The sequence below is a fragment of the Streptosporangium sp. NPDC020145 genome, assembly GCF_040631275.1.
Taxonomy (GTDB): domain Bacteria; phylum Actinomycetota; class Actinomycetes; order Streptosporangiales; family Streptosporangiaceae; genus Streptosporangium.
On the sequence record NZ_JBEXZT010000004.1, the window covers coordinates 99,782 to 123,995 of the forward strand.

The following is a 24,214-nucleotide window of genomic DNA, read 5'->3' on the forward strand; positions in this document are numbered from 1 at the left end:
CTCCATGATCAGGAGGCTTGACCGCTTCGGCTCCCGGCGGTATCTCCGTTCCCGGCGTCCAGAAGGGACCAGTCCTCTTCAGGCTGAGGCCGCCGACCAGGGTGTCCATCGTGAGCTGGTCCTCCGGGAGGTCGCGATGACCTCTCCTCCACCGGATGTCGCGGAGTTGCTTCAGGTCACCGTGGACACCCCGCTTGTCGTACGGCGCCACCTCGTCGTGCTGGACGGTCATCCGGCGGCGACCGCTGACTCCTACATTCCGGCTCACCTGGTCGAGGGAACCCGGATCGTCCGTCCGGAGAGAATCCCCGGGGGCGTGCACGTCGCTCTCGCCGAAGTCCTCGGAACGCCGCTCACCCACGCGGTGGAGGCGCTTGTGGCTCGGATGCCCACCCTGGCCGAGACGGAGACGCTGGAACTCCCGCCGGGTACGCCCGTGGTCGAACTCATCCGCACGATCCACGCCGACGACCGGCCGGTCGAGGTGACGATCTGGCTGTTCGACGCGAGCCGCCATCGGTTCGTCTACGACGTACCGGTGGACTGACGCCGATCTCCTGTAGAGATCCCAACGGAGGGAAGCTGTGAAGCCCGATACCCGAGACCAGTCCGAGCGGATCGCCGCCGACCTTCGTGCTCAGATCATGGCCGGGCAGATTCCACCCGGTGCACAGCTTCCGTCCATTCCGGCGCTGGCCGCCAAGCGTGGCGTCTCAACGACCGCCGTGCAGACCGCCTGGCGCATCCTCAAGGCGGAGGGGTACCTCGTCAGTGAGACGGGCAAGGGGGTGTTCGTGCGTGATCGTCACCAGTTCACGGTGAACGCCGCCGCGTACTTCGACCCGGCCGAACGAGGGGTCAAATACAAACTGCTCGATGTCGCCGAGGTCACGGCACCCGCCGATGTCGCCGCCGCTCTCGGTGAGGAACGAGCCGTGCTGCGGCGCCGGCTGACACTTCGCCAGGACGAGCCGGTGGAGCTGTCCTGGTCCTACTACCCGGTCAGCCTGGCCGCGGGAACTCCTTTGGCGGGGCGGGGCAAAATCCGGGGAGGCGCACCGCAGGTCCTGCACGACCTCGGTTACCCGGAGCGTGAGTTCGTGGACCGCCTGTCGGTTCGTCCGCCGACGACCGAGGAGGCGGAGGCCCTCGACATCCCGCAGGGGGTTCCCGTTCTCCGGCAGTTCCGCACGGTGTACTCCGCCGACGAACGACCGGTGGAGGTAAGCGTGATCATCAAGCCGGGACACCTCTACGAGCTGTCCTACCATCAGTCGGTCTCCATGGACGACCGAAAGTAATTGCCACTCCGGGTCAGGACGAGGCCTGGCGGAGTTCTCGGGTGGCGGTTCGGTAGGCGTGGCCTATGCGGGTGAGCAGGCCCAGGAGCAGGGGGATCTGTTCCGGGGTGTAGTGCGCGCCGATGGCGTCCAGGTGGCGTCTCGCGGAGTCGCGGGTGGCCTCGTAGTCGCCCAGGCCCTCTTCGAGTAGTTCCCCCGTGACCGCACAGCGTCATCTTGTCGTGCTGGGCCACTTCTGTCAGCGATGCATCCGCTGGGAGGCTTGAGACGACATTCACCAGGATTTTCGCAGAATGGGTTGATTATTGGAGAGTGTCTGAAAGGTCATGATTGATGTGCTCTGAGACGGTGCAGGAGCAGCATGCAAGTGGCCGTGTAGGGGTGTTCTCGGAGGTCATGATCAGCTACTCGTGGTCGCGTGACGGTCGTCGGCACCGAGCCGGTCAGGCGTAGAGCCTCTCCACGACCGAGCGGCGCGAGATCACCCGATGCGCGATATCTTGCGCGATGCCTCGTTGAAACCACTCTTTGCGTCTCGGCTCTACTCCCCATGGACGAAACTCGATTCCTTCCATCGTGGGATGAAGATCGGTGAACTGGCCCGGGAGACCGGGGTGAGCGTACGGCTGCTGCGGTACTACGAGGAGCAGAGTCTGCTCACCTCACACCGCAGCGCGAGCGGCCACCGCCACTACACCGCCGAGGTCCCCACGGTCGTCGGCCACATCCGCACCATCCTGCCCTGCATCGAGGGCCCGAGCCCCGACATCCACCCCTGCGCCCAGAACTACCTCCAGACCCACCTGCAGGACTTCGACACCCAGATAACCACCCTCCAGCGGTCCGGGACCTTCCTCACCAACCTCCTGACCGCCACGGAGAACTTCAGGACATCCTCACCCTGACCCGCGCCGCAAAGCTGTGAACGCCTTTCTTAGAAGGATGGACGCGAGCAGTAAGGGAAGCGGGGCGTAGAGCAGAAAGACCCAGATGTCGTCGCGGTACCCGTTCAACGTGACCAGCAGGTAGGCCAGAAGCAGGACTTCGAACTGCCATGAGTTCCAGAAAGACTCCTTGGCTCCGACGGCTTTCTCCTCGGTTTCCCCCTCCTCGCGGTCGGAGAGCCCACCGAAGCGCCACCTCCTGTACAGCCAGAACAGGCAGTAGGAAACGCTGACCGCCACGCAGACGAGCAGGGCCACCACCAGCACGGGAGACCCGTGACGGAACTTCGCCACACCGAACGAGAAAAACCAGAGAGCTGCCAGCCCTCCCCGCCCGGACATGTCCGAAACACCGCGAGCAGAACCCCCACGAACCACGATGCCTCCGCGAAGAAAACCGTCCAACCGTCCCAGATGCTTTCGTCGGAACAAGCCTAATCCAATTCACGCAACCCCGAGCGTCGAAGAAACGATCGGAAACAGACCGGGCACACGCCTGGGGTGGCCCGATCAGAATTTCGAGATGCGGACATGGTCATAGCGATTAGCGTTAAACCACCAGGTGATGTGCATCACGCCGAGGTCGCAGCCACGGCCGATGATCAATAGAGCTGTCTCAAAGGAGGTCGGAACCCAGCCATCGATAATGACAATGCGAAGATTTTTCTCGTGCGGATGGCGTCGCACGGGAGCGCTTGCTACATTTGACGCCAAAACGGACATAATGGTCTTCGTGGCCGAACGGTGGCGGATATCCACCGGTACGCTCGCACCCCTTTCGGCGGCCGATCGAATCGGCAAATTCGGAGGCTGTTTCGACAATGCGTCGGAATTAATATTCCGACATCTCGGCCGGGATTGACGAGCTTCCGATGGAGATGCCGCCGGAATCAATGCTCTGGCGGCATCTCCACGAAGATCAATCTAGTGCTTACAGTGTTTTCCGTACAAGGGGCCCGCTGTTCCGGCGTACTTCGCTATTACGCTGCAGCGTTCTGTTTCGGTTAGAGAGTCTCTGTACTCCCACCAGTAATTCGCATATTTTATATAGCTGTCAAAATCATTTCGAACTCCCAGAAAATCTGAGAGCGATCCTCCACATGCCCCGAAGGATTTAACATCCTTAAGACACCCGTCCCGAATCTTTGCGGCCTGCGCTATCGCCGCTCCGGGATTCCTTAGTACATCTTTTAAAGATCCGATCAGGGATTTAACGCTCTTGCCGCTGTAGTATAGTCCAATCGCTACTATGGTCAGCTTCGCGACGGCGCCAGCCAGCAAGTGATATGGGTGGTCGGAGTATGTCATATAGCACCATTCGTACCCGGACCACCCTAATTCATATGCCCAGCATTTACCATCTAGGTCCTGGCCGTTTACTGGATCTGTCGGGTAAGAATAATTGTTCTCCCCTCCTCCGATAACAGGATCGGCCTGAAGGAATCTTCCAGAACTCGGGTTGTAAAGCCTGGCTCCCATCATAATGGTTTCCGCCAGGGTGTCCTGTGAACGCTGCTCGGCGCCATGCCATGCATACCTGGAAGGAGGATTGATATTCTCAGAACGAGACGCACCATACTCGGTTTGCTCATCGTATGTGGAAATTCCAGCCACTGCTGTACTGTTCTCGGCGGTGGCCACGATGTCACCGTGAAGGTTCACCAGCTGGATTGTGCTGGTGCCGTTGCTCTTCTGGACCACCGCAAGGCCCGAGAACGAGATGACGTTGCGCGTCCACGTGCCATCTGCCTCTGAGATCCAGGACGGACTGTCTTCTCTACTGGAGTAGTGATTGGTGGTGGTACCCGCCTGGCTGCCGCCGATTGTGGTCGTCGAGCGGATCCTGTCGAGCGGGTCGAGAGTGAAACTCTTCTGCTGCCCTCCCTGATCGAGTGAGGCGACCATGTCGTTCGCATGGTACGTCGCCTGTAGTTCCCCGCTCCCTCTAACCTGATCCGCAGGAATCTTGGTCGTCCGTCCGAAGGCGTCATATACGTACCCCGCATCGACGATTCGGTCTGCGGCGTCGAAGACGGAGCTCCTGGTGGTCGAGGGGGTGGAATCCGAGCAAGCGCCCCCGGTGCCCGCACCATGGGTCACCAGGCTGGTGCGGTTGCTGTTCGCGTCGAATCCGTACAGCCTCGTGGTGCAGTTTCCCTGATAGGTGTCAAGCACCTTGGACAGGCGCCCAGCTCCGTCGTAGGAGTATTTCTGGAAGCTGCTCGACGCGTTGCCGCTCGAGGCGACACGGCCAAGACTGTCAAAGGTTTGGGAGAACGCAAGCCAGTTGGTTCCTCCCTTGCCATAGGTCAATCCGGTCTGCTTGCCGGTGCTGTCATAACGTCGTGAAGTGGCGAGGCCGTTCGGGTAGGACTCAAGAATTGTCTGTCCCTCGGCGTCGTAAGCTCCCTTGAACACGCCCACAGAACCGGTATCCACCTGGGTTGGCAGATCCCGTCGCTCAACACGTCCTGCCGCATCGAGCCCGCCGTAGGTGAAGGTGCTGATTCCCTTGCCGTCGTTGAGAGTCGCTATCTGGCTGTTCAGGGTGTAGGTGATGGTTGTCGTATTTCCGTCGGCGTCGGTCGTCGACACAATCCGTCCGAACGAGTCATAGCCGTCGCCGACGCTCACTCCACCGGCCGTGACCTGGGTACGCAGGCCGGTCACCGGGTCATAGCTGAAGTTCTTCTCCGGTACCCCGACGCCTCCTTCGCTGGGCGGGGTCACAGTGAGCGTGACCTTTGTCGGTCGAACCGCTCCGTCATAAGTGGTAGTGGAAGTACGTACGGTCGTATCCGCTCTTTCGGTTACCTCTGCTTGCGTGCCGTAGTAGCTGTACGTGGTCGTGGTAATCGGCAAGGGTCTTCCTGAAGGCTGCCCTGCTGGAGCCGTTTGGCATGTCAGGGCCGCCCACTGGGGTTTGTTGCCGCAAGCGCTGACACTGGGGTGCGTCCCGGCGGTGTAGTAGGAGGTCACCGTTGTTCCGGCGTCGTTACCCGCGGAGGCGGGCATACGCCGTTCAATCTCCCGGCCCGAGGCGTCGTACCGAGTTTTCTTCACCAGATCACTTTGGCCCGGCATGACGGTCGTCTGGCTGGTGGCGCGGCGAAGTTCCCAACCAGATGTATCACCGGAGGCGATCGGGTCGTAACCGGTCTTGGTCACGCGGGTGTCGGCGGCACCCGGCGTCGCAGAACCGTCCAGTACGACAGGTTCGACCTTCACCGTGGTGGCCAGGTGATAATCCCGGCCGCTGAGCGGTTTTCCCTCGTCATAGGTCATCGTCGTGCGTTGCCGTGCCGACACCAGAGCACCATTGGCCAACATCATCGGATGGGTCGGCCCTTGGACCGACAGAACATCTCTGTCAGCGTTGTAGGTGCTGACGGTGGCAAGTAGGTTGGCCCGCTCGGCGGAGTCGGTGCGGCCCGTCGTATACGGGTCGGTGTCAGCGGTAGGAGCCAACGCTTGGGCGCGATTGCCCGCTGACAACTGCCAGACGACGTTGCCCTTGTCGTCGTACCGAGCTGAGGTGACCTGCCAAGCCCCGGCGCCGTAGGAGACGATGTTGACTGGGCGGCCATTGACGTCGGTGTAAGTCAGCTGACCGTACTCCCAATCGCCCGCCACCGGCGCATAAGCACCGCTGCCCGCTCGAGGCGGTAGATGAGAAGCAGGGAAGATCGCAGTTCCCGTGGTGGGCAGATCGGTGTGCTGGCCCCACTTGGCGGTCTGCGTGAGAGATAGATCGATGGGAGCGCCTGTGCCACCGATCGGTACGTCATAGGCGACCGCCCAGGTCGGATCGACAGCACCGCCCTCCCGCTGAACGTGAGCCAAGCGACCAGTGGTGTCGTACTCCAGTCGCCAGGGTGCCAGGCCCGGAGGAGTGAGCTGGGAGAGGCGTCCTTCGGCGTTGTAGTAGTAGGTGGTGGCCAGGTTGATGCGGGGGTCGGAGACCTGGCGTAGGTGACCGGTGGAGTCGTAGAGGTAGGTCGCCAGCGCGGTGGTCTTCATCGCGTTCGTCTCGGGGTCGAAGGCGGTGAAGGAGACCTGCTTGACCTGCCCGGTGTAGTCACCCCAGCCTGAGGCCACACCGGTGGCGGTGGTCGAGGAGGCATAACCAAGTTCCAGCGCCCGACAGCCGGCCACCAGGGTCGTGCCACAGGTGACCCCGGTCGGAACCGGCGCCAGGACACGGGTCACCCGGCCCTGGGTGTCCCGGTAGTAGGTGACTGCGGATTCCGCCGCAGACGTTTCGGCACGGGCGACGACCCATTTACCGTTTAGCTTGGTGTAGGTGGTCTTCGAGCCGGCGGAGTCGGTGGCGGTCAACTCCTCAGCGCCCACGGTGATCTGTGAACCGTCGGAGGCGTCGTTCACCCCGGTGAAGGTTTGACCGTTGCGGACGTAGGTCAGTGTTTCACCGCTGGGGCCGACGAGCTGCAGCGAGTCAGTTCCGGTGGTTGGGGAGAAGTCCGTGATTCCGGATGGAACCGAGGGGAAGCCTGCTCGCCAGCCGGGACCGAAGACCTTGTTCTCGGCGAGTTGTTCGTCGTCGCGGTTGGCGGTCGGGTCCAGGGTGGTCAGAGTGCGATCGATTTTGATACCGAACAGACTTGCGTCTGAGGTGGTGAGAGAGAAATCGCCGGTCTGTAGCGCCACGTTTCCGGGGCCGATCTGCGCGGTGGCGTAGGAGCCGCCGAAGGCCGAGTGGTCCAGGGCCACCCGGATCGGCGGGGCGCAGTCGTAGCCGGGAGCGGAGTTCTTGTTGAAGCAGGCCCGAACCTCAACCAAGCGGTCAGTGCCGCCCGCGTCGTGCAGGGTCTTGGCCAGGTTCCAGGTCAGGTCGGCGAAGTTCTTGGAGGTGTCGGTACGGCTCTGCGGCCACGAAGAGATCGGGGTCGACGAGCCCGGCGTGCTCACATCGGCTGTGGGGATAACGGTGTAGTCGACGAATAGGAAACGGGTGCGGTACTCGTAGCGGACCTTGTCGTAGTCCGGAGCGGCCGCGGCTGAGAGAGTGACCGCTTGTCCGGTGCGGCTGTTGTCCGCCGGGGTGGCTATTCCTCCGTTGCCGACTCCGAAACTGTGCGTGGTGACCTGGGAGAGGTTGTGGGCCTTGTCACGGACCTTGATGTAGACGGTGTGCCAGCCGTCTACCGGAGTGATGGGGAAGTCGTTGACCAGCTTGCCCTGGGACCAGCCCCAGCCGGTGGCGATCCGGTTCGGAGCGGACGGGTCGTCCAGTCCCCACCACAGTTCAGTGTTGATGTCGTCCGCGTTGAATTCGTCGACGGTGACCGCGTCCGTTCCCAGCCAGCACTTGGCGTCCTGCATTCGAGCGTTCCACTGGCCTGCGGGGTAGTTGCAGTCGAAGTAGGAGATGGTGGGCGCGGTCACGTCAACGTTCAGTGGCTGCCATTGCGACCAGGCCGACGAGGAGGAGGCGTCGGAGACGCGGGCGCGCCAGCGGACCGTCCAGCCGTCGGCCAGCTTGCCCGCCGGAATCGTGATCTTCGCCTCGGCGTTGGCGGTCACGTTGTCGACCTCGCCCGACCAGATGAGGCCGCTCCCCTGAGCGGGAACTGATGGGTCGTGCTCGACCTGGAACTCGGCTTTCAGCACGCCACCGTCGACGTCGTTGACCTCGGCGGCCAGCGCGGGGGTGAGAGTGGTGACGTAGAACTTGTTGTTGGCCGCGGTCATAGGTATCGCGCGTAGCCTGCCGGTCCACGGGGTGGCACCGTAGGTGATCACCAGCTTGGGAGGATTGGCGGTGTAGTAGTCGTCGAAGTACCAGCCGAAGGTGTTAGTGCGGCTCGGTTCGTCGCTCGGTGCCAGGACGAGCCCGTAGCCCGCGGCGCCGCCGGCCCACGCCTGAGCGATCGCCGTAACGGGGATCGACCAAGGGGTCCTCTGCGCGTAGGAGGTTGGTCCGCAGACCGTCGGCGGTGCTGAGAGGACCTCACCAGCGTTGGTGGAGGAAGGCTGGTCAGCCCACATGACACTGGGGCCGTTCCACGGGTCCGGATTCCAGCTGCTGGTGATACGCCGGACCCGAAGGCTCTGGCCGACCGGGCATCTGACCAGGTCGCCGATTAGATCCAGACGCGCGTCCACCACCTGCTGGCCGGACAGGCTGGAGGTGTCGAAGTGAATCAGGGCGCGGTTGACGTTGGTGCCTCCTGACGTGCACGGCGTGATGTCGCTGATGCCAGGCGTCAGCTCCACGGACATGCCGCCGCCCCCGCTGGTCGTGCAGGGGGAGTTGACGGTGTAGCCGTTCGGTGAAGTGAGGGTCGTTGTGGGGTCCACCGTCACCGGGTACTTCGTAGCCGGGTCGGCCAGGAACTTCGGATCGGGTTTGAGCACCAGCGTCTGTTGACCGTTTTCGTCCTTGACAACCTTCGTGTCGATAGCGGCTTTCGTCGCTGCCGCGTTTCTCGGTTGAGCCGCCTTGTCGGTAGAGGAGTCGTACATGAAGGGTTCGGGGGCGGAGGCGACGACTTTGCCCTTGGGAGTCGTCAGTTTCAGGCCGCCCTTTTTGGTCATGCCGAACCGCAGTCCCTCGGTCAGCACCGGAAGCTTGAACTCCACCGGCCCGTTGGGACGTTCCCGTAGTACCACGTCATGACGGAAGCCGGTGGGCAGAGCTGTGACGACGAGGTCTGCGCCGACACCGGCAGCGTTGATGTAGGTGGCGACGTTGCCCTTGACCACGGGCTTCGGCAACGGGGCGGACCATGTCAACGCGAACGACCGTTTGTCGCCCTGCGACATCCGTGCCAACGGCCGGTCCTGGCCTCCGGCGGAGAACTCGACGTCGGCCTTGGCCGCTCTGGGTCGGAGGGCACCGTTGTCCTCGATCAGCGTAGTGTCCACCGCGACCCACCGTTCGCCCTGCCTAACGCGGGCGATACCGCTGACTGTCTCGGTGGTGAAGGTGGAGTCGGGGTTGGCGTAGGTGAGGTTCGACTCTGTTGTCTCGTCGGTGACGAGGACCCGGCTGCCCTGCAACCGGGCGGTCAGCGCGGCCGACACCCGGTCTGGGCGTTCGGCCACGGTTTTCACCTGAGGTGTTTTGGGCTGCGGAGTAGGGGCTGCTTGAGCCGGCTGCGTCGGTGTCATCACCAGGACGACGGTGAGACCTGCGGCCAGGAATCGTTCGAGTGACGGACGTCGGCGTAACGACGCGGCGGAGCGGACCATCAAGGGGGAGCCCACTCACCCTCCATTCAGACGGAAAAGGACAAAGCCGTCAGACCGTACGTCGAAGATCAACGATCATGTAAGTATCGATAAGGGATCAAAGTGATCACTTCGGATGTGCATGATCATTGGAGGGGATCCGTGCATGTGCACGTCATGTGGGTCCCGTGGGCGTCCCATCGCGTTGGCTCAGCTCAATGCCTAGATCGCTCTCGCCCCAGTGAAGACCTCGTGCCTACTCCCGGGAACCGCCTCACTTGGAGCTGATCCGAAAATCGGACGGTCGCTGGGTGGGCGGCAGCGATCCTCCGCCATTCACTGCGGGGGCTTCCGATGATGGGTGTGGTTCAGGTGGCGGGTTCGAGGGTGGCCGTGCGGCGGGGGCCGATCCTCCTGGGCCGCGCTTTCAGGACGAGGACTGGCGGAGTTCTCGGGTGGCGGTTCGGTAGGCGTGGCCTATGTGGGTGAGCAGGCCCAGGAGCAGGGGGATCTGTTCCGGGGTGTAGTGCGCGCCGATCGCGTCCAGGTGGCGTCTCGCGGAGTCGCGGGTGGCCTCGTAGTCACCCAGTCCGTCTTCGAGCAGTTCCACGGTGACCGTACGGCGGTCGCGTTCGCCGCGCACCCGCCGTACGTAACCCGCCTTCTCCAGGCGGTCGATCAGCCGGGTCGTCGAGGCAGACGGCAGGCCGAGCTCCTCGGCGATGGCTCCGACGGCGAGGGGGCCGCGCATCTCCAGCAGGATGACGGCGGCGACGTCGGCCGGTTGCAGGCCGAGCCGGTTGGCCACCGCCTCGTTGTGCTGCACGACCGCGATCAGGAACTCGCGGTAGATGTCCTCTTCCGGATGTTTGTGGGCCACTCAGCCAACCTACTCCAGCTTGGTATATCTTCATATCGGAGATACTCCGATTTGGAGGAAATATGGACATCCTTGTCGTTGGTGCCGGCGTGGGCGGTCTGGCCGTGGCGCGTCACCTGCTGGCCGCCGGTCATCGGGTGCGGGTTTTCGAGCGGGCCGCCGCCAGGCGGACGGGCGGGGCGGGATTGACCATGTTCAGCAACGGCGTCGCCGTACTGAACGATCTCGGTGTCAGCCTGGACGGTGTCGGAGGGCGCATCGACAGGATCGACGCGCTCACCTCCGGCGGCCGGTTGCGCACCACCATGGACCTGGTTCACACCGCCGCCCGGTTCGGGTTCGAGAACAAGTCGGTCTCCCGGAACATCCTGCTGGACCGTCTCGCCGAAGGGCTGCCCGAGGGACTCGTCCGCTACGGGACGGGCTTTCGGAGCGTGACGCAGGACGACGAGAAGGTCACCGTGACCTTCGACGACGGCACGACCGCCACCGGAGACCTGCTCATCGGGGCCGACGGCCATCACTCGGCGGTACGGCGGCAGCTCTGGGGCGAGGAGGTCGTCCGTACGGCGACCTTCGGCACCTGGCAGGCGCTCAGCCCGATCGACATCGACCTCACCCACACCAACCTCCACCTGATGATCACCGGGAAGGAGGGGGCGTGCGGGCTGATACCCGGGGGCGACGGACTGCTGCAGTGGTGGTTCGACGTGCGCTGGTCGCCCTCCGACCCACGGCCCGCGGAACCGCTGGCCGAGCTGAGGCGTCGCTTCGGGCACTGGGCCTCACCCGTCCCCGAGGTGCTGGCCGCCGCGCGGGAGGAGGACCTCGGGTTCTTCGGCCACCACTGGAACAGGGTCCGGACCGTCTGGGGGCAGGGCCGCGTCACCCTGATCGGCGACGCCGCCCACACCATGCCGCCGACCCTGGGGCAGGGCGCCAACCAGACCCTTGAGGACGTGTGGGTGCTCGGCCGTGAACTCGCCAAGGGTGGAGACCTTCCGGTACGGCTGCGCGCCTACGAGCGGGCCCGCTACCCGAAGGTCTCGCTGGTCTCCCGGCTGGCCAGGCGCAGTCCCGCGAACTGGCGCATCCCGCCGACGGTCGGCCGCCTGTTCCCCGAGACCTCCCAGACCACCATGCTCACCCGCTTCAGCAACCGCCTGACGGCCCTGGCGGGATGACCTACCCGCTTCCCGGGTGTCAGCGGGGGACGAACATCACCGCCGAGATGGGCTCGTCGAAGTCCCGCCGCTCCCCGGGGGCGACGGGGATGGGTGCTCCCGTGCAGTTGCGGTTGACGTACATGTTCGCGACCTCGTCGGTGCCGTTGGACACGAGCAGGACGGTTTGCCCGAACGCGGACAGGCCGATGCACCTGAGGCTCTGTGGATTGACCAGAAGGTTGGGCCGCCCGGCCTGAAGCCGGTAGACGAAGCGACCCGTCGCGGCGTAGGCCGGAAGCGCCGCGCCGGCGAGCATCGCGACGGCGCACGCGGTGGAGACGGCGGCTTTGGTGATCTGTCGCCTCATGCGAGGCACCTCCCGTGAACCTGGGGCCACTGTTTCTTCGTTTGATAACTCTCCGTAGTCGTCAATGGTCACCCGTGTCCCGTGAGTGACGGTCCGGTGTGCCCCGAAGGGCTCTTATGTCTTCCGTGGAGCTCGCTACCGGGAATCCGTGGGTCCCCGCTTCTCCGGAATTGAACGGGAGCCGGCCTCACGCCCGGTCGCGCGGAATCTCTGGACGGGTGCTTGACGCTCGAAAGGCGAGGAGAATTTCGTTTCCGCTGTTTCACCCCGGTCAACGAGCTGAGCGATCCCCCATAAAGGCCGTGGCGGAAAAAGAGGCCTTTTTCCTGAGAATGACGGAACCCCCGGTGGCCGGGGGTTCCGTTTGGGGTCCTGTGTCGGGCGGCTCACGCCGTACGCGCGCCGGTGGATCCGTACCGGGTCCGGTCCGGCCGGGCACGATCCGGGGTCAGCAGAGCTTGATGAACCAGACCGGGTCCCAGTTCGTGATGAACTTGGCTCCGGGCTCGAAGTACCTGATGGGGTTGTGCTGCTGGTCGCGGAGCTCCACACGGACGTTCTGGTTGTTGAAATAGGGCGTCGTGCCACCCCACCTCGTCAGCGCGTACTCCGCGCAGGTGTAGAACCGGAACAGAACGTACCTGTCGCCGTTGCCGGCGTTGTACCTGATCCAGGTGCAGAGCCTCTCCGGCCCGCAACTGTTGACCCAGTCGGTGGCCTGCTGCTGGCTCCAGTCGGACTTCGTGTCCCAGACCTCCGGGGCGGGGCTGACCACAGGCCAGGGGATTATGTCCTTCGCCGCGGCCGGTACGCCCTTCACGCTCGCGACATCCGCCCCGGCTGGACTGACAAGGCCCGCGAGGGCCGCGACGACAAGGGTCAGCGCTGCCAGGACGCGTTTGATAGCTGACACGTGCACTCCATCCTTGGGCGATTACCTCATCACCGATCAAATCAGAAGCAGGAGAGCGATATAGGCCGGGAAAATGCCATTTTTCGCTGGTTTACTGCCAACATTGGATCGATGAAAGGAAGGCCCTTTTCCGTGACGGCCCCCTCACGTGTCGCCATCAGGGGTCAGGCCAGGTCCCACAGCAGGCGGTAGTACGCGATGCGCTCCTCGTCAGGGGTGACGCCGTAGGCCTCGTACACCAGGTGGTCGTAGCCGGGGCCGTGGTTCCACTCGGTGCTCCAGGCCGCGACCGCGAGGTCGGCCCACCGGTCGGCCACCCCGAGCGAGCCGAGGTCGACGTGCGCGGCGAACGTGCCGTCGTCGTGCACCAGGGTGTTGGGGGCGCAGGCGTCCCCGTGGCAGACGACCAGCCGGTCGATCGGCGGAGGGTCGCCGATGATCGCCCGGGCTTCGGCGAGGCCGAGATGACGGTGTTCGGGGGACCAGTCCTGCGGCCCCTCACCGTCGGCGACGCGCTCGTCGGCGCGGGCGAGCCGCCGCTCGACGCTCCAGTCGAACGGGCACTCCGCGACGGGCAGGGCGTCGTGCAGGACGCGCAGTCCCCGGCCGATCGCGGCCGCCGCGGCCGCGGAGGCCTCCGGGCCGTCACGCCAGCGGTCGTCCACCGCGGAACGGCCGACGAGCGCCGCCGTGACCAGCCAGGAGCCGTCGGCGTCGTCGCCGTGTTCGAGGACCTGAGGGACGTTCACCCAGTGTCGCGCCCAGGTCAGGCGTTCCGCCTCGGCGGCCAGGTCGATCTCCGGAGTGCCGACGGCGATCCACTTGGCGTATCTGACGCCGCCACGCCCGTCGTCGAGCCGGAACGTCAGGCCGCCGAGCTCGTTGCGCCACACCGGGGTGATGTCGTCGTCACCGGCGAGTGTCGCGATGACGTCGGGTACGGGCACCGGGCCGGTCGGGATCTCGTCGATGTCGATAAGGCTCATGGGCCGTGATGCTTCCAGGCACGCCGTACCGGGAACAAAGGGTTTTCAGCCACGGTCACATGTCGGCCCGGGTCGTGAGCCCGCGGTCCGTGAGCACCAGGGCCAGCCCGGCCACCGAGGCGGCGACCATGATCAGGGCGAGGACGTGCAGGCGGTCGTCGTTCACCTGGGTGTGGAAGGCGAGGGAGATCAGCGCGGTGGAGGCGATCGAACCGAGGAATCCGGAGGTGCGCAGCAGCCCCGAGGCGGTGCCGAGCTGGGCGGCCGGAGCCTGGGCGTACAGGGTGGTCTGGTTGGCGCTTGAGGTCGCGGCCAGGGTGACCCCGACGGCGAGCGTGATGCCGATGACCCAGAGGATCGGGGTGTCCCTGGTCAGCGAGAGGACCCCGATCGAGGCGGCCAGGCAGCAGAACGCCGAGACGAGGAGCGGGGCGCGGACGAGGTTGCGCCGTGAGATGGGCTGCACGATCAGGACGGGAAGCGCGCTCATGGGCAGCAGGAGCAGGCCCGCCTCCTTTGAGGAGACGCCGCGTTCGGCCTGCAACCACTGGGTGAGGCCGTACAGGACGGTGTAGACGCACAGCGACGCCACGGCCCAGCGCAGGTAGGTGCGGGTGAGCGCCGGATTGGCGCGCAGCAGGCGCATGTCGATGAAGGGACGGCTCGCCCGCAGTTCCCACCACACGAGCCCGGCACCGAGCAGTACGGCCAGGCAGAGGGCGGTCCAGTTGGGACGCGGCAGCTCCATCAGGAAGACCAGCAGGGCGGCCATCGCCCCGCCGAACCCGGCGATGCCCGCCACGTCGACGCGGGCCGCGAGCTGCCGGGGCGTCACCGGCCCCTCGACCGGCGGGTCGGCGGGAATCCACAGCAGGGCCATGACCAGGGCCGCGAGCGCGACGGGCAGGTTGACCAGGAACGTGGTCCGCCAGCCCCAGGCGTCGACCAGGACGCCGCCGATGGGAAGACCGAGGGCCGCGGTGGCGGAACCGGCGAGCATCAGGCCGCCGAGCACGCCACCGGGCGGCGCGGTCAGGCCCGCCGCCTCCGCGCGGCGCCGGACGAGCAGCATCGCCGAGGGGTAGACGGCCGAGCTGCCCACACCGATCAGGGTCCTGGCCACGACCAGGGCGGTCAGGCTCCGCCCCGTCCCGCCGACGACGCCGCCCGCCAGGACGATCAGCAGGCCGGTCAGGAAGACACGGCGGGCCCCGAACTCCTCGGCGAGCTTCCCGCCGGTCGGCTGGGCGATGGCGCCCGCCAGATAGAGCGCGGAGACCAGCACCGCGGTCCGCCCGACCGGGACGCGCACGGCGGCGGCGACCGGGACCAGCGCGGTCGCGATGAGGGAGGTGTTGACCGCGTTGATCGTCGATCCGGTGAACAACGGCGCCACGAACCGCCAGGAGAAGGCGGAGTCCCGCGTCACAGGTGCTCGACCGGGGGCGGTGCGGTCATCAGGGTCTCCGGTTGGGCGAGGACGAACCCGCCGCCGGTGCGCGCCCGTTCCGGGTGGGCCGCCTCCGGGAACCGCCTGCGGACAGCGCGACGTAGCCGCCCAGGAGCGCCAGGCCGGTCAGCGTCTGCGCCACCAGGAAGGGCAGCGGGTCGGCGGGCCGTACGGCCAGGGCCAGCAGGGCGGGCGCGCAACCGGGCAGGGCGAGGTCGACGCCGGTCAGCCCCCACAGCAGCGGCCCCGTGGGAATCGCGCCGCCCGGAGTGTCGATGACCGGCATGGAGCGGTCGATCGGGCGCCTCCTGGCCATCCGCAGCGCCGCGACCGCCAGGACGGGGCCGCAGGCCGGACCGAGCAGCGGCCACCACGTGCCCGTGCCGAGGGCACCCGAGACGCTCAGCCCGGCCAGGGCCGCCCCCAGCCAGCAGGCGCCGAACAGGGCGGGCGGCAGAGCCCGTACGGCCAGCGCGGTACGGGGACCGACGGCGAGCGCCCGCAGCAGGGCGGGATTGTCACCGTCACGGCGGGCACCGGAAGTGACGGAGACCGCCGCGGCGAGCGTGCCCATGGCCGTCAGCGCGACGGCCACCTGGGACAACCCGGCGGTCACGGCCAGGGCGGGCAGCGCGGCGGCACCGGCCAGCACCGCGAGCCGTACCGGACGGCGTCCGGCGCGGCGGGCCTCCTGCCAGGCCAGCGCCCAGGCGCCCGGCACCGGCCAGCGGCGCGAGCGCAGCGCCCGGCCCCGCCAGTGGTTGTCCTCGACCGACCAGGTCAGCGCGCCCGGATCCAGGGTCACGGTCGCCTGGGCCACCCTTCCCGACCGGGCGGAGGCGGCCAGGATCGCACGGGCGGGGACACGGTCGAGCGCCGTCCAGGCCCGCCGTACCAGGAACGCGGCCACCGCCGCCGTACAGCAGGCGACCGCGCCGACCACCCCGGCGGGGAGAGCGGCCGCCACCCGGCCGGGCCCCGGACCGGACACGGCCATCAGTACGGCCACCGCCACGGTGAGGGCGATCAGGGCCTGCAACCAGGCGTCCCAGGTGGGGAAGGCCTGACCGAGGACCCCCATCGCCATGCCGCCGAGCCCGGCGCCGAGGCCGATCACCAGCGCGGCCGCCAGCCGCAGGGGGAGCAGGTCGGGGGCGCCGAGCACGGCGACCAGCGTCGTGCCCAGCACCAGCCCGCCCAGGATCGAGATCACGAGCAACGTCCGCGCCGTCCCGCCCAGGACGGTACGGCGCGACAGCGGGGAGAGCAGGCGCCAGGAGGCGTCGGCGGCGCCGAGCACCACCGGCCCGGCCGCCCTGACGACGGCCAGGTAGCCCGCGTAGGCCACGGTGACCAGCGCCAGCCCGGCTCCCACCTGCCGGGGATCGGCCGGGTGGACGAGGTTCTCCAGCACGGAGGCGATCGGCCTGCCGAGGACGGCGAGCGCCATGGCGACGCCGAACAACGTCGTGTACCGGTCCTGCCAGCGTCTCATCGCGCCGCCTCCAGCCTGACCAGGCGGGCGCCGCAGGCCTCGGCGAGGGCGAGGTCGTGGGTGGCCATGACGACGGCGCCGCCCCGCGTGGCGTACTCACGCAGGAGGTCCGCCAGGCGGTCGCGGAAGGCGGCGTCAAGGCCGCGTTCCGGCTCGTCGAGCAGCAGCAGGCGGCTCGGCCTGACCAGTGTCGCGGCCAGTGAGACCCGCTGGCGCTGCCCGGTCGACAGGGTCAGCGGGTGCAGGTCGGCGCGTCTGTCGAGGTCGAACGCGGCGAGGGCCGTCCCGGTGTCCATCCGCCCGCCACCGTGCAGCGTCGCCACCATCTCCAGGTGCTCCCGGACGCTCAGCCCCGGATACCAGGCGGGCTCGTCGCCGGCCAGCGCCACCTCGCGCCAGAATCCCGCGGTGTCCGCCGGAGGTTCGCCCAGCACCAGGACCCTGCCGTCCGCCGGGATCTCCAGTCCGGCCAGGCAGCGCAGTAGCGTCGACTTGCCCGCGCCGTTCTCCCCGATGACGGCCACGATCTCCCCGGGGCCCGCCGTCAGGCCGACTCCGCGCAGCACCGCCTGCCCGCCCAGGTCAACCCGCACGTCACACGCGGTCAGGGTCGCTTCCACGGTCACGAGCCCGGGGCGGTTTCGGTCACGCCGGAAGGCCCGGCCCAGGCCCACGGTCCTGGGGCCGTGCCGGGCGTGACGCCGCCGGGCAGGGAGGGGAGGGCACGGCTCCCGGTGAGCTCGGACCGCTGTTTCCGCAGGCCGACGATCCCAGCCGGGTGCGACTGGCGTTGGAGGGGGTTCGTCAAGATCGGTGATTCCGGCACGCCCACAGACTAGGGCGTGTCCTCCCGCCATGAGCAGGGCCCGGCGGCGCGTGCGGTTGCGGTGGGCGGCGGAGCGAACGTAACCTTCCGGCAACGCGTTGACGGAGACGAGTAGTCCCCGGGCACGGACAGGTCGGAGAGAGCCGCCGGAAGCTGCGAAGGCGGACCTGTCCCCGGGGGTGAAGACCCTCCCGAGTGCGGGGAGAAACGGCGTGCGCGCCCAATGCCCCGCCGGTCGGCCCCCGTGATCGGGCCGTCGAGGCCGTCGTGACGGCGGCGAAAGTGCGGTGGCACCGCGAGTTCCCTTCTCGCCCGCACTCCCAAGGGATCACCACTCACTGAGTTGAGGTTTGTGATGATCTCCACATCCACTCGTACCCTGGCCGCCGAGCTTCCACGGCGAATCGGCGACCGGGTCACCGTCCAGGGCTGGCTGCACCGGGGACGGACCCTGAAATCGGTGGTCTTCCTCATCCTGCGGGACCGGTCAGGCCTGGCCCAGGCCGTCTTCACCGGCCCCGAGGCCATGGCCGAGGCCGACGGCCACCCCGAGGAGACGGTCCTGAGCGTCACCGGGACCGTGACCGCCAACCCACAGGCTCCCGGAGGGGTCGAGCTGACCTCCCCGGAGGTCGTCGCCCTGTCGGGGCCCGCCGAGGCCCCGCCGTTCGACCTCTACCGGCCCGGGGTGCCCGCGACACTGCCGACCATCCTCGACCACGCCCCGGTCACGCTGCGCCACCCGGCGCTGCGCGCGCCGCACGTCATCTCGGCCGCCTCGGTCGCGGGCTTCAGGGCGGCGCTCGACGGTCTCGGCTTCACCGAGATCCACACGCCGAAGGTGGTGGCCTCGGCGACCGAGTCGGGCGCCAACGTCTTCGCGATCGACTGGTTCGGCACCCCCGCCTACCTGGCGCAGTCTCCGCAGTTCTTCAAGCAGGCCATGGTCGGGGTCTTCGAACGGGTCTACGAGACCGGCCCGGTCTTCCGGGCCGAGCCGCACGACACCGCGCGGCACCTGGCCCAGTACACCTCGCTGGACGCAGAACTCGGGTTCGTCACCGACCACCGGGACGTGATGGCGGTGCTGCGCGAGGTGCTGGCGGGCATGACGGAGGCCGTCGCACGTCAGGCGGGCGAGGAGTGCGCGCTGCTGGACGTCGCGCTGCCCAAGGTGCCCGAGCGCATCCCGGAGATCCACTTCGCCGAGGCGCAGGAGCTCATCGCCGCCCACACCGCCGAGGACCCCAGGGGGGAGCCGGACCTCGCCCCGGCCCACGAGCGCTGGCTGTCGGAGTGGGCGCTGGGCGAGCACGGCAGCGAGTTCCTGTTCGTCACCGGCTACCCGATGGTCAAGCGGCCGTTCTACACCCATCCCGAGCCGGGCAGGCCGGAGTACTCCAACAGCTTCGACCTGCTCTTCCGGGGCCTCGAACTGGTCACCGGAGGTCAGCGCCTGCACCGGTACGAGGACTACCTCGCCGTCCTGGCCGCCAAGGGCGAGTCCGCCGAGCCGTACGAGGGGTATCTGTCGGCCTTCCGGCACGGCATGCCGCCGCACGGCGGGTTCGCCCTGGGGCTCGAACGGTGGACCGCCAGGCTGACCGGCGCCGACAACGTCCGCCGCGCGACGCTGTTCCCCCGTGACCTGCACCGCCTGAACCCCTGACGTCTCCCTCCCGTACGGCCCGCCCCGGTTCCCGCTGGGGCCGGGCCGTACGGCGTGGCCGCCTGGTCAGGAGGCCCGCTCGGCGCTCTCCTCCGCACCGCCGAGCAGGTGCTCCCTGCCCCAGGCGCCCAGCGGGCCCAGCGCCGCGTTGAGCGAGGCGCCCAGCGGAGTCAGGGAGTACTCGACCCTGGGCGGCACCTCGGCGTACACCTCACGGTGCACGATGCCGTCCCCCTCAAGCTCGCGCAGGTGGGAGGCGAGCACCTTCTCGGTCACCCCCGGCACCAGCCTGCGCAGCTCGCCGAAGCGGCACGGCCGTTCGTCGAGCGCCCAGAGGATCAGGACCTTCCACTTCCCGCCGATCACGTCCATCGCCGCGTCGATCCCGCAGACGTACGCCCCCGGCCTGGGTACGGTCGCCATCTCCAGCCCTCCTGCCTGCTCACTCACCCCGGGGTAAGCACCCACTTCGAAGTGCGTACTTGATCGTTCCGGGGACCGGGATCCAGCCTAGTAGGCATGAACGACAACACTTCCGGACTCACTCTGCTCGGCCTCGGCGCCATGGGCACCGCGCTGGCCCAGGCCTGGCTGACCGCCGGTCACCGGCTGACCGTCTGGAACCGTACCCCGGGCAGGGCCGAGGCGCTCGCCGGGCGGGGCGCGCGGATCGCAGGGAGCGCGGCGGAGGCGGTGGCCGCCAACCGCCTCGTGGTGACCTGCCTGCTCGACGACGCCTCCGTCGGGGAGACCCTGGACGGCGCCGACCTGGCGGGCAGGGACCTGGTCAACCTCACCACCGGCACTCCCGGGCAGGGACGCGCCCGCGCCGCCTGGGCCGCCGAACGCGGCGCCCGCTTCCTGGACGGCGGCGTCATGGCGGTCCCCCCGATGATCGGCGCCCCGGAGTCGGGGGCCTTCATCTTCTACAGCGGCTCACGCGACCTCTTCGACGAGCACCGGGACACGCTGGCCGTACCGGCGCGGCCCGTTCACGTCGGGGAGGACGCCGGGTACGCCGCGCTGCAGGACGTGGCGTTGCTGAGCGCGATGACCGGGATGTTCGCCGGGGTCACGCACGCCTTCGCCCTGCTGCGCCGGGAGAAGGACATCTCGCCGAAGGAGTTCGCCCCCACGCTGGTGGCCTGGCTCACCGCCATGACCTCCTACACCTACGGCATCGCCGACCACCTGGAGAGCGGCGACTACACCAGGAACGTGACCTCCAACCTCGCCATGATGGTCGAGGGCAACGCGACGATGCTGCGGACGGCCGAGGAGCAGGGGATCAGCGCCGAACTGATCACCCCGTTCACGACCCTGATGGAACGCCGCCTGGCCGACGGCCACGGCGACGAGGGCACCGCGGGGGTGGTCGATCTGCTCCTCCGCTGACCCTGGGCGGTTTGTGGGGTTTTGGTGCGGGTAACCCGGCGGAACGGAGGGGTTCCCGCGCGAAGGAGCGGACATGTCAGCGACGAAGAGAATCCTGGTCGTCGTCACCAACGTCGGCGAGTACGAGAAGGCGGGCATGCGGACGGGCCTGTGGCTGGGGGAGCTGACGCACTTCTGGGACCACGCCGAGCGGGCCGGGTTCTCCCTGGACATCGCGAGCCCGTCCGGCGGCACGATCCCGATCGACCCGGAGAGCCTGGCCCACGACGTGCTGGCGGAACTGGGCACGGAACGGCGCTATCGGGACAGGAGGTTCATGAACCTCCTCGACGACACCAGGAAGGTGGCCGACGTCGACGTCGAGGACTACGACGCGATCTATCTCACCGGCGGGCACGGGGTCATGTTCGACTTCCCGCGCAGTGACGACCTGGAGTCGCTGGTCGCCAGGTTCCACGAGAGCGGACGCGTGGTCTCGGCCGTCTGCCACGGCCCCTGCGGGCTGCTGAACGTCACGCTCTCGAACGGGGAGCCGCTGGTCAGGGATAGGGACGTCACCGGCTTCTCCTGGCCGGAGGAGGAGGCGGCCGGCCGCGAGGACGCCGTCCCCTACAGCCTCCAGGAGGAGCTGAAGAGGCTCGGAGCCCACTACAGCGTCGCCGGCAGGCCGTTCGAGGCCCACGTCGTCGAGGACGACCGGCTGATCACCGGTCAGAACCCGGGCAGCGCCAGAGGGGTCGCCGAGGCCGTCGTCAGACGGCTCCAGCCCGCCTGAGCACGCCGTACGGGCTCACACGGGTGCGTTCACCGGGGCAGCAGCCGGTCGAAGAAGCGGTCGAGCGGCGCCACGTGCCGCTCCGGGTCCCGCCACCGGGCGGCCACGCTGTCGGGCAGGTGCAGCTCGCCGGTCAGCACGCCGTTCCTGAAGACCCGTACCGCCGGATGGATGGCCCCGCCTCCGGCGCCGCGGGTCACCCCCTCGGGCAGCGGGAGCCGCTCGGCCCCCAGCGCGACGGCCTCCAGGTCGTCGGGGCCGGGCTCCCTGCTCTGCCACAGGCCGACGGTCACCAGATCTCCGAAGCGCTCGACGGCGTAGTCCTCGGGAAGCTCCTCGTAGCACTCGATGCCGTGCTCGGTGATCACCAGGGCGTCGACCAGGTAGCCCGCCTGCGCCCACAGGGCCGAACTGCGGTTGACCCGGTCGAGGACCGTCCCGGTCAGCGCGGGCCGGGGGACGGGGGTGCGCGGCAGCCGTACCCCGTCGTAGCGCTCGGCGAGCAGGCGGCTGAGCGTGCGCAGGTTGTAGCGGAAGCCGTAGATGAACGCCGAGGAACCCCGCCTGGCGTCCCGGGCCTGCATCATGGTGCCCGCCACGTAGAGCCCGGGGAGACCGGCCGACTCCCAGTCGGAGGTGAGCGCGGGCAGCCTCCCGCCGGGGAGGGTCCGCAGCTCGTCGGCGAACACCTCGGTGTCCATCCGGAAGCCGGTGCAGCGCAGCACCGCGTCGTACTCCAGCCTCTCCGGGCCGCCGCCCGCGTGGTTGTGGACGACGTCGGCGGTGTAGACCGCGCCGTCGAAGGAGATCCGCTCGACCGAGCAGTCGAGCAGCGCGTGCAGCGAGCTGAAGTGGTGGCTGTCGAGCAGCGTGCCGTGACAGCCGCGCACGTCCCCCGGATGCCGGGAGTTCCAGGCGAGCCTGACCGGTCTCGGGCTGGCCAGATGGATCGCCGAGGCGTGGTCGCGCAGCGCGTGCGCCGTCTCGAAGGCCGCGTTGCCCTTGCCCAGGATCAGCACCCGTTTGCCGAGGAACGACTCGGGATCGACCGTCATGTCCTCATACCCCTCGGCGTGCTCGATGCCGGGGATGTCGGGAACGTACGGCCCGCCCCATCCGCAGGCCCAGATCAGGCACTCGGCCTGGAACTGGCCGCCGCCCTCCGTTTCGAGCCGGAACCCCTCCTCCTTGCAGGTCACCCGGCTGATCCCGGTGCCGAAGGCGACCCGCAGGTCGTGGGTGGTGTGGAAGTCGGCGAGATAGCGCCGCAGATCGTCGGGGGAGGGGAAGTAGTCGTCGCTGTAGGCGGGGAACAGCAGGGACGGATCGTCGCTCAACAGCGAGTTCCAGTCCCAGCGCAGCCTGAGCTCCGGATCGTCGGACCAGTCCCGGGCCCTGTTGATCGAGATCAGCCGCCGGTGCCGGGGAAAGCGGGCGAAGAAGTCACCCGCGGACCGCTCCCGCTCGACGATCACGTAGTCGGCGCCCCGTTCCTGCAGGAAGTAGCCGATCTGCAACCCCGCGGGCCCGGCGCCGACCACGACGTAACGATGTTCCTGGATCACGGGGCCGGCCTTTCTGGAGGTTGTACGGGCCCATGTGGGATACCCACCTCCGGCGAGGAGTCATCCCCGTGTGTCTCGTCCCGGCGTGTCCTGTCCCGGCGCGTACGGCTCAGGCGAGCAGGGCGACCAGCGCCTCGCCCTTCGCGGTCGCCCTGACGCGCACGTGGCGGCCGTGTCGCTCGCGGTCCAGCAGTCCCGCGGCCTCAAGCTGGGCGCAGTGGTAGGTCGCCGCGGCGGGGGTCGAGCGCAGCAGGGAGGCGACCTCGCTCATGGTGAGCGAGGCCCCGGCGGCCCGCAGGATGGCGGCACGGGCCTGCCCCAGGGTGAGGGCCAGGGAGTCGGGCGGGGCGTCCTTCTGGTCGCCGTCGTCCCACAGCACCCCCAGCGCGGGCAGCGGGTAGCCGATCCACACCATCCCGGGATCGTCGAAGGCGAAGATGCTCGCGCCGTTGCCCGACACGATCGGCACCAGGGCGAGCCGACGTCCGGCCAGGTCGAACCGCTTGGCCTGCTGGTCGGGAAGGCCGAGCGTGGTGCCGGAGAAGTGGAAGCGCGGGCTGAGGTTGCCCATGACCGTCTCAAGGCGGTCGGTGACCGTGGCGGCCCCGATCCGCTCCCGCTCCCGCTTGAGCAGGCTGTCCGCCCGGCGCCAGACCGGCCTGAACTCCTGCCACAGCACGCGCATGAGGTGCGAGTAGGCGTGGATCCACGCGCCGGGGCGTTCGACGACGGGCCGCCACTGGGCGGGGACGGCAGGCTGGAACTCCGTTTCGAGTTCGGCGAGCAGGGTGTCGGGGGAGAGGTCGGCCAGCCGCTCCAGATGGGTGTCGGCGTCGGGTTCCGACATCGAGACCGCCGGGCTGACGCAGTCGGGGATGACCGAGAAGGACGGGGCGAACAGCGGGCGCAGCACCTCGGCCGCGTTGCGCGGGGCGGCGGACATGACCGCCTTCTGCCAGTGCCGTGGGACGCCGTGTGGACGGCCCCCCAGGGTCCCGGCCGTCAGCGACAGCAGCGTGGCCCCGGGATGGAGCACGACCGAAACCTTGACCTCGTCCAGGCGCCCGAGGCGGAGTTCGGAAAACCCCTGCATAGGGTGCTCCCCTTTCGGTGCTTCCGCGGTGGATGTCCCGTCCCGCTGAAGCCATATTTTTGTCCCGATCCCGGGAGTGCGCACCTTTTAAGGATCATTTTAATGATTGTGGTTGATTTTGCCGTTCGCGATGCTTGTTCTGCGCGGCTCGAACGGGGGTGCCTCCCGTCCGGTCCGTGCGCGGGGCAGGAGGGG

The 24,214-nt window shown here is 67.8% G+C and carries 20 protein-coding genes; 7 read left to right on the forward strand and 13 right to left on the reverse strand.

The window, feature by feature from the left end:
- The first annotated feature begins 4 nt into the window (after window positions 1–4).
- From ABZ463_RS08640 to ABZ463_RS08650, 3 genes are all read left to right on the forward strand, one after another.
- Complete coding sequence (locus tag ABZ463_RS08640) at window positions 5–547, forward strand: GntR family transcriptional regulator (RefSeq protein WP_362774465.1); 543 nt, start codon at window positions 5–7, stop codon at window positions 545–547.
- Between the two features lie 37 nt (window positions 548–584).
- Window positions 585–1,301 (forward strand): GntR family transcriptional regulator, encoded by a 717-nt coding sequence (locus ABZ463_RS08645; RefSeq protein ID WP_362774468.1) that lies wholly within the window; start codon window positions 585–587, stop codon window positions 1,299–1,301.
- A gap of 581 nt (window positions 1,302–1,882) precedes the next feature.
- On the forward strand, window positions 1,883–2,206 hold the full coding sequence (locus ABZ463_RS08650; protein WP_362774471.1) for a MerR family DNA-binding transcriptional regulator: 324 nt from the start codon (window positions 1,883–1,885) through the stop codon (window positions 2,204–2,206).
- On the opposite strand, the gene ABZ463_RS08655 is transcribed toward ABZ463_RS08650, so the two are convergent.
- From ABZ463_RS08655 to ABZ463_RS08670, 4 genes are all read right to left on the reverse strand, one after another.
- Complete coding sequence (locus tag ABZ463_RS08655) at window positions 2,198–2,587, reverse strand: hypothetical protein (RefSeq protein WP_362774474.1); 390 nt, start codon at window positions 2,585–2,587, stop codon at window positions 2,198–2,200. The genes ABZ463_RS08650 and ABZ463_RS08655 overlap by 9 nt on opposite strands.
- Window positions 2,588–2,755: 168 nt before the next feature.
- Window positions 2,756–3,046 (reverse strand): hypothetical protein, encoded by a 291-nt coding sequence (locus ABZ463_RS08660; RefSeq protein WP_362774477.1) that lies wholly within the window; start codon window positions 3,044–3,046, stop codon window positions 2,756–2,758.
- 123 nt (window positions 3,047–3,169) lie between these two features.
- The gene (locus tag ABZ463_RS08665; RefSeq protein ID WP_362774480.1) at window positions 3,170–9,313 is read right to left on the reverse strand and encodes a DNRLRE domain-containing protein; all 6,144 of its coding nucleotides are present in this window, start codon (window positions 9,311–9,313) and stop codon (window positions 3,170–3,172) included.
- Between the two features lie 553 nt (window positions 9,314–9,866).
- Entirely contained in the window at window positions 9,867–10,319 is a 453-nt protein-coding gene (locus ABZ463_RS08670) for a MarR family transcriptional regulator (protein WP_362774483.1), read from the reverse strand.
- A gap of 62 nt (window positions 10,320–10,381) precedes the next feature.
- Here ABZ463_RS08670 and ABZ463_RS08675 point away from each other — a divergent pair, with 62 nt between their 5' ends.
- On the forward strand, window positions 10,382–11,503 hold the full coding sequence (locus ABZ463_RS08675; RefSeq protein WP_362774486.1) for an FAD-dependent monooxygenase: 1,122 nt from the start codon (window positions 10,382–10,384) through the stop codon (window positions 11,501–11,503).
- Window positions 11,504–11,522: 19 nt separating this feature from the next.
- Here the strand turns inward: ABZ463_RS08675 and ABZ463_RS08680 are convergent, their stop codons facing one another.
- From ABZ463_RS08680 to ccmA, 6 genes are all read right to left on the reverse strand, one after another.
- The gene (locus ABZ463_RS08680) at window positions 11,523–11,852 is read right to left on the reverse strand and encodes a hypothetical protein (RefSeq protein WP_352008522.1); all 330 of its coding nucleotides are present in this window, start codon (window positions 11,850–11,852) and stop codon (window positions 11,523–11,525) included.
- Between the two features lie 448 nt (window positions 11,853–12,300).
- On the reverse strand, window positions 12,301–12,765 hold the full coding sequence (locus ABZ463_RS08685; protein WP_362774489.1) for a hypothetical protein: 465 nt from the start codon (window positions 12,763–12,765) through the stop codon (window positions 12,301–12,303).
- A 164-nt stretch (window positions 12,766–12,929) separates the two neighbouring features.
- Window positions 12,930–13,751 (reverse strand): aminoglycoside 3'-phosphotransferase, encoded by an 822-nt coding sequence (locus tag ABZ463_RS08690; protein ID WP_362774492.1) that lies wholly within the window; start codon window positions 13,749–13,751, stop codon window positions 12,930–12,932.
- A gap of 55 nt (window positions 13,752–13,806) precedes the next feature.
- On the reverse strand, window positions 13,807–15,180 hold the full coding sequence (locus ABZ463_RS08695; protein WP_362774495.1) for an MFS transporter: 1,374 nt from the start codon (window positions 15,178–15,180) through the stop codon (window positions 13,807–13,809).
- Between the two features lie 28 nt (window positions 15,181–15,208).
- Complete coding sequence (locus ABZ463_RS08700; RefSeq protein ID WP_362774498.1) at window positions 15,209–16,696, reverse strand: DUF6297 family protein; 1,488 nt, start codon at window positions 16,694–16,696, stop codon at window positions 15,209–15,211.
- Complete coding sequence (gene ccmA / locus ABZ463_RS08705) at window positions 16,693–17,316, reverse strand: heme ABC exporter ATP-binding protein CcmA (RefSeq protein WP_362774501.1); 624 nt, start codon at window positions 17,314–17,316, stop codon at window positions 16,693–16,695. The genes ABZ463_RS08700 and ccmA overlap by 4 nt, the downstream gene beginning before the upstream one ends.
- Before the next feature lie 561 nt (window positions 17,317–17,877).
- Between ccmA and aspS the strand changes: the two genes are divergently transcribed.
- Window positions 17,878–19,191 carry an aspartate--tRNA(Asn) ligase gene (gene aspS, locus ABZ463_RS08710; protein WP_362774504.1) on the forward strand — a complete coding sequence of 438 codons (1,314 nt, stop codon included), beginning with the start codon at window positions 17,878–17,880 and terminating at the stop codon, window positions 19,189–19,191.
- A 66-nt stretch (window positions 19,192–19,257) separates the two neighbouring features.
- On the opposite strand, the gene ABZ463_RS08715 is transcribed toward aspS, so the two are convergent.
- Complete coding sequence (locus ABZ463_RS08715) at window positions 19,258–19,614, reverse strand: helix-turn-helix domain-containing protein (protein ID WP_362774507.1); 357 nt, start codon at window positions 19,612–19,614, stop codon at window positions 19,258–19,260.
- Window positions 19,615–19,710: 96 nt separating this feature from the next.
- Here ABZ463_RS08715 and ABZ463_RS08720 point away from each other — a divergent pair, with 96 nt between their 5' ends.
- A complete protein-coding gene (locus ABZ463_RS08720; protein WP_362774510.1) occupies window positions 19,711–20,586 on the forward strand; it encodes an NAD(P)-binding domain-containing protein in 876 nt (291 codons plus the stop codon).
- A 73-nt stretch (window positions 20,587–20,659) separates the two neighbouring features.
- A complete protein-coding gene (locus tag ABZ463_RS08725; RefSeq protein WP_362774513.1) occupies window positions 20,660–21,361 on the forward strand; it encodes a type 1 glutamine amidotransferase domain-containing protein in 702 nt (233 codons plus the stop codon).
- A gap of 29 nt (window positions 21,362–21,390) precedes the next feature.
- Here ABZ463_RS08725 and ABZ463_RS08730 read toward each other — a convergent pair whose 3' ends face one another.
- Together ABZ463_RS08730 and ABZ463_RS08735 are read right to left on the reverse strand one after the other, a co-directional pair.
- The gene (locus ABZ463_RS08730; protein WP_362774516.1) at window positions 21,391–22,926 is read right to left on the reverse strand and encodes an NAD(P)-binding domain-containing protein; all 1,536 of its coding nucleotides are present in this window, start codon (window positions 22,924–22,926) and stop codon (window positions 21,391–21,393) included.
- Between the two features lie 109 nt (window positions 22,927–23,035).
- Window positions 23,036–24,019, reverse strand: a complete 984-nt coding sequence (locus tag ABZ463_RS08735; protein ID WP_352008533.1) for a hypothetical protein — start codon at window positions 24,017–24,019, stop codon at window positions 23,036–23,038.
- Window positions 24,020–24,214: the final 195 nt, after the last annotated feature.

Bases quoted from the DNA above. Each gene is read 5' to 3' on its own strand.
- ABZ463_RS08640 (WP_362774465.1), top strand. From the start codon at position 5: ATGATCAGGAGGCTTGACCGCTTCGGCTCCCGGCGGTATCTCCGTTCC.
- ABZ463_RS08650 (WP_362774471.1), top strand. From the start codon at position 1,883: ATGAAGATCGGTGAACTGGCCCGGGAGACCGGGGTGAGCGTACGGCTG.
- ABZ463_RS08655 (WP_362774474.1), bottom strand. From the start codon at position 2,587: ATGTCCGGGCGGGGAGGGCTGGCAGCTCTCTGGTTTTTCTCGTTCGGT.
- ABZ463_RS08675 (WP_362774486.1), top strand. From the start codon at position 10,382: ATGGACATCCTTGTCGTTGGTGCCGGCGTGGGCGGTCTGGCCGTGGCG.
- ABZ463_RS08680 (WP_352008522.1), bottom strand. From the start codon at position 11,852: ATGAGGCGACAGATCACCAAAGCCGCCGTCTCCACCGCGTGCGCCGTC.
- ABZ463_RS08690 (WP_362774492.1), bottom strand. From the start codon at position 13,751: ATGAGCCTTATCGACATCGACGAGATCCCGACCGGCCCGGTGCCCGTA.
- ABZ463_RS08700 (WP_362774498.1), bottom strand. From the start codon at position 16,696: ATGAGACGCTGGCAGGACCGGTACACGACGTTGTTCGGCGTCGCCATG.
- aspS (WP_362774504.1), top strand. From the start codon at position 17,878: ATGATCTCCACATCCACTCGTACCCTGGCCGCCGAGCTTCCACGGCGA.
- ABZ463_RS08715 (WP_362774507.1), bottom strand. From the start codon at position 19,614: ATGGCGACCGTACCCAGGCCGGGGGCGTACGTCTGCGGGATCGACGCG.
- ABZ463_RS08720 (WP_362774510.1), top strand. From the start codon at position 19,711: ATGAACGACAACACTTCCGGACTCACTCTGCTCGGCCTCGGCGCCATG.
- ABZ463_RS08725 (WP_362774513.1), top strand. From the start codon at position 20,660: ATGTCAGCGACGAAGAGAATCCTGGTCGTCGTCACCAACGTCGGCGAG.
- ABZ463_RS08735 (WP_352008533.1), bottom strand. From the start codon at position 24,019: ATGCAGGGGTTTTCCGAACTCCGCCTCGGGCGCCTGGACGAGGTCAAG.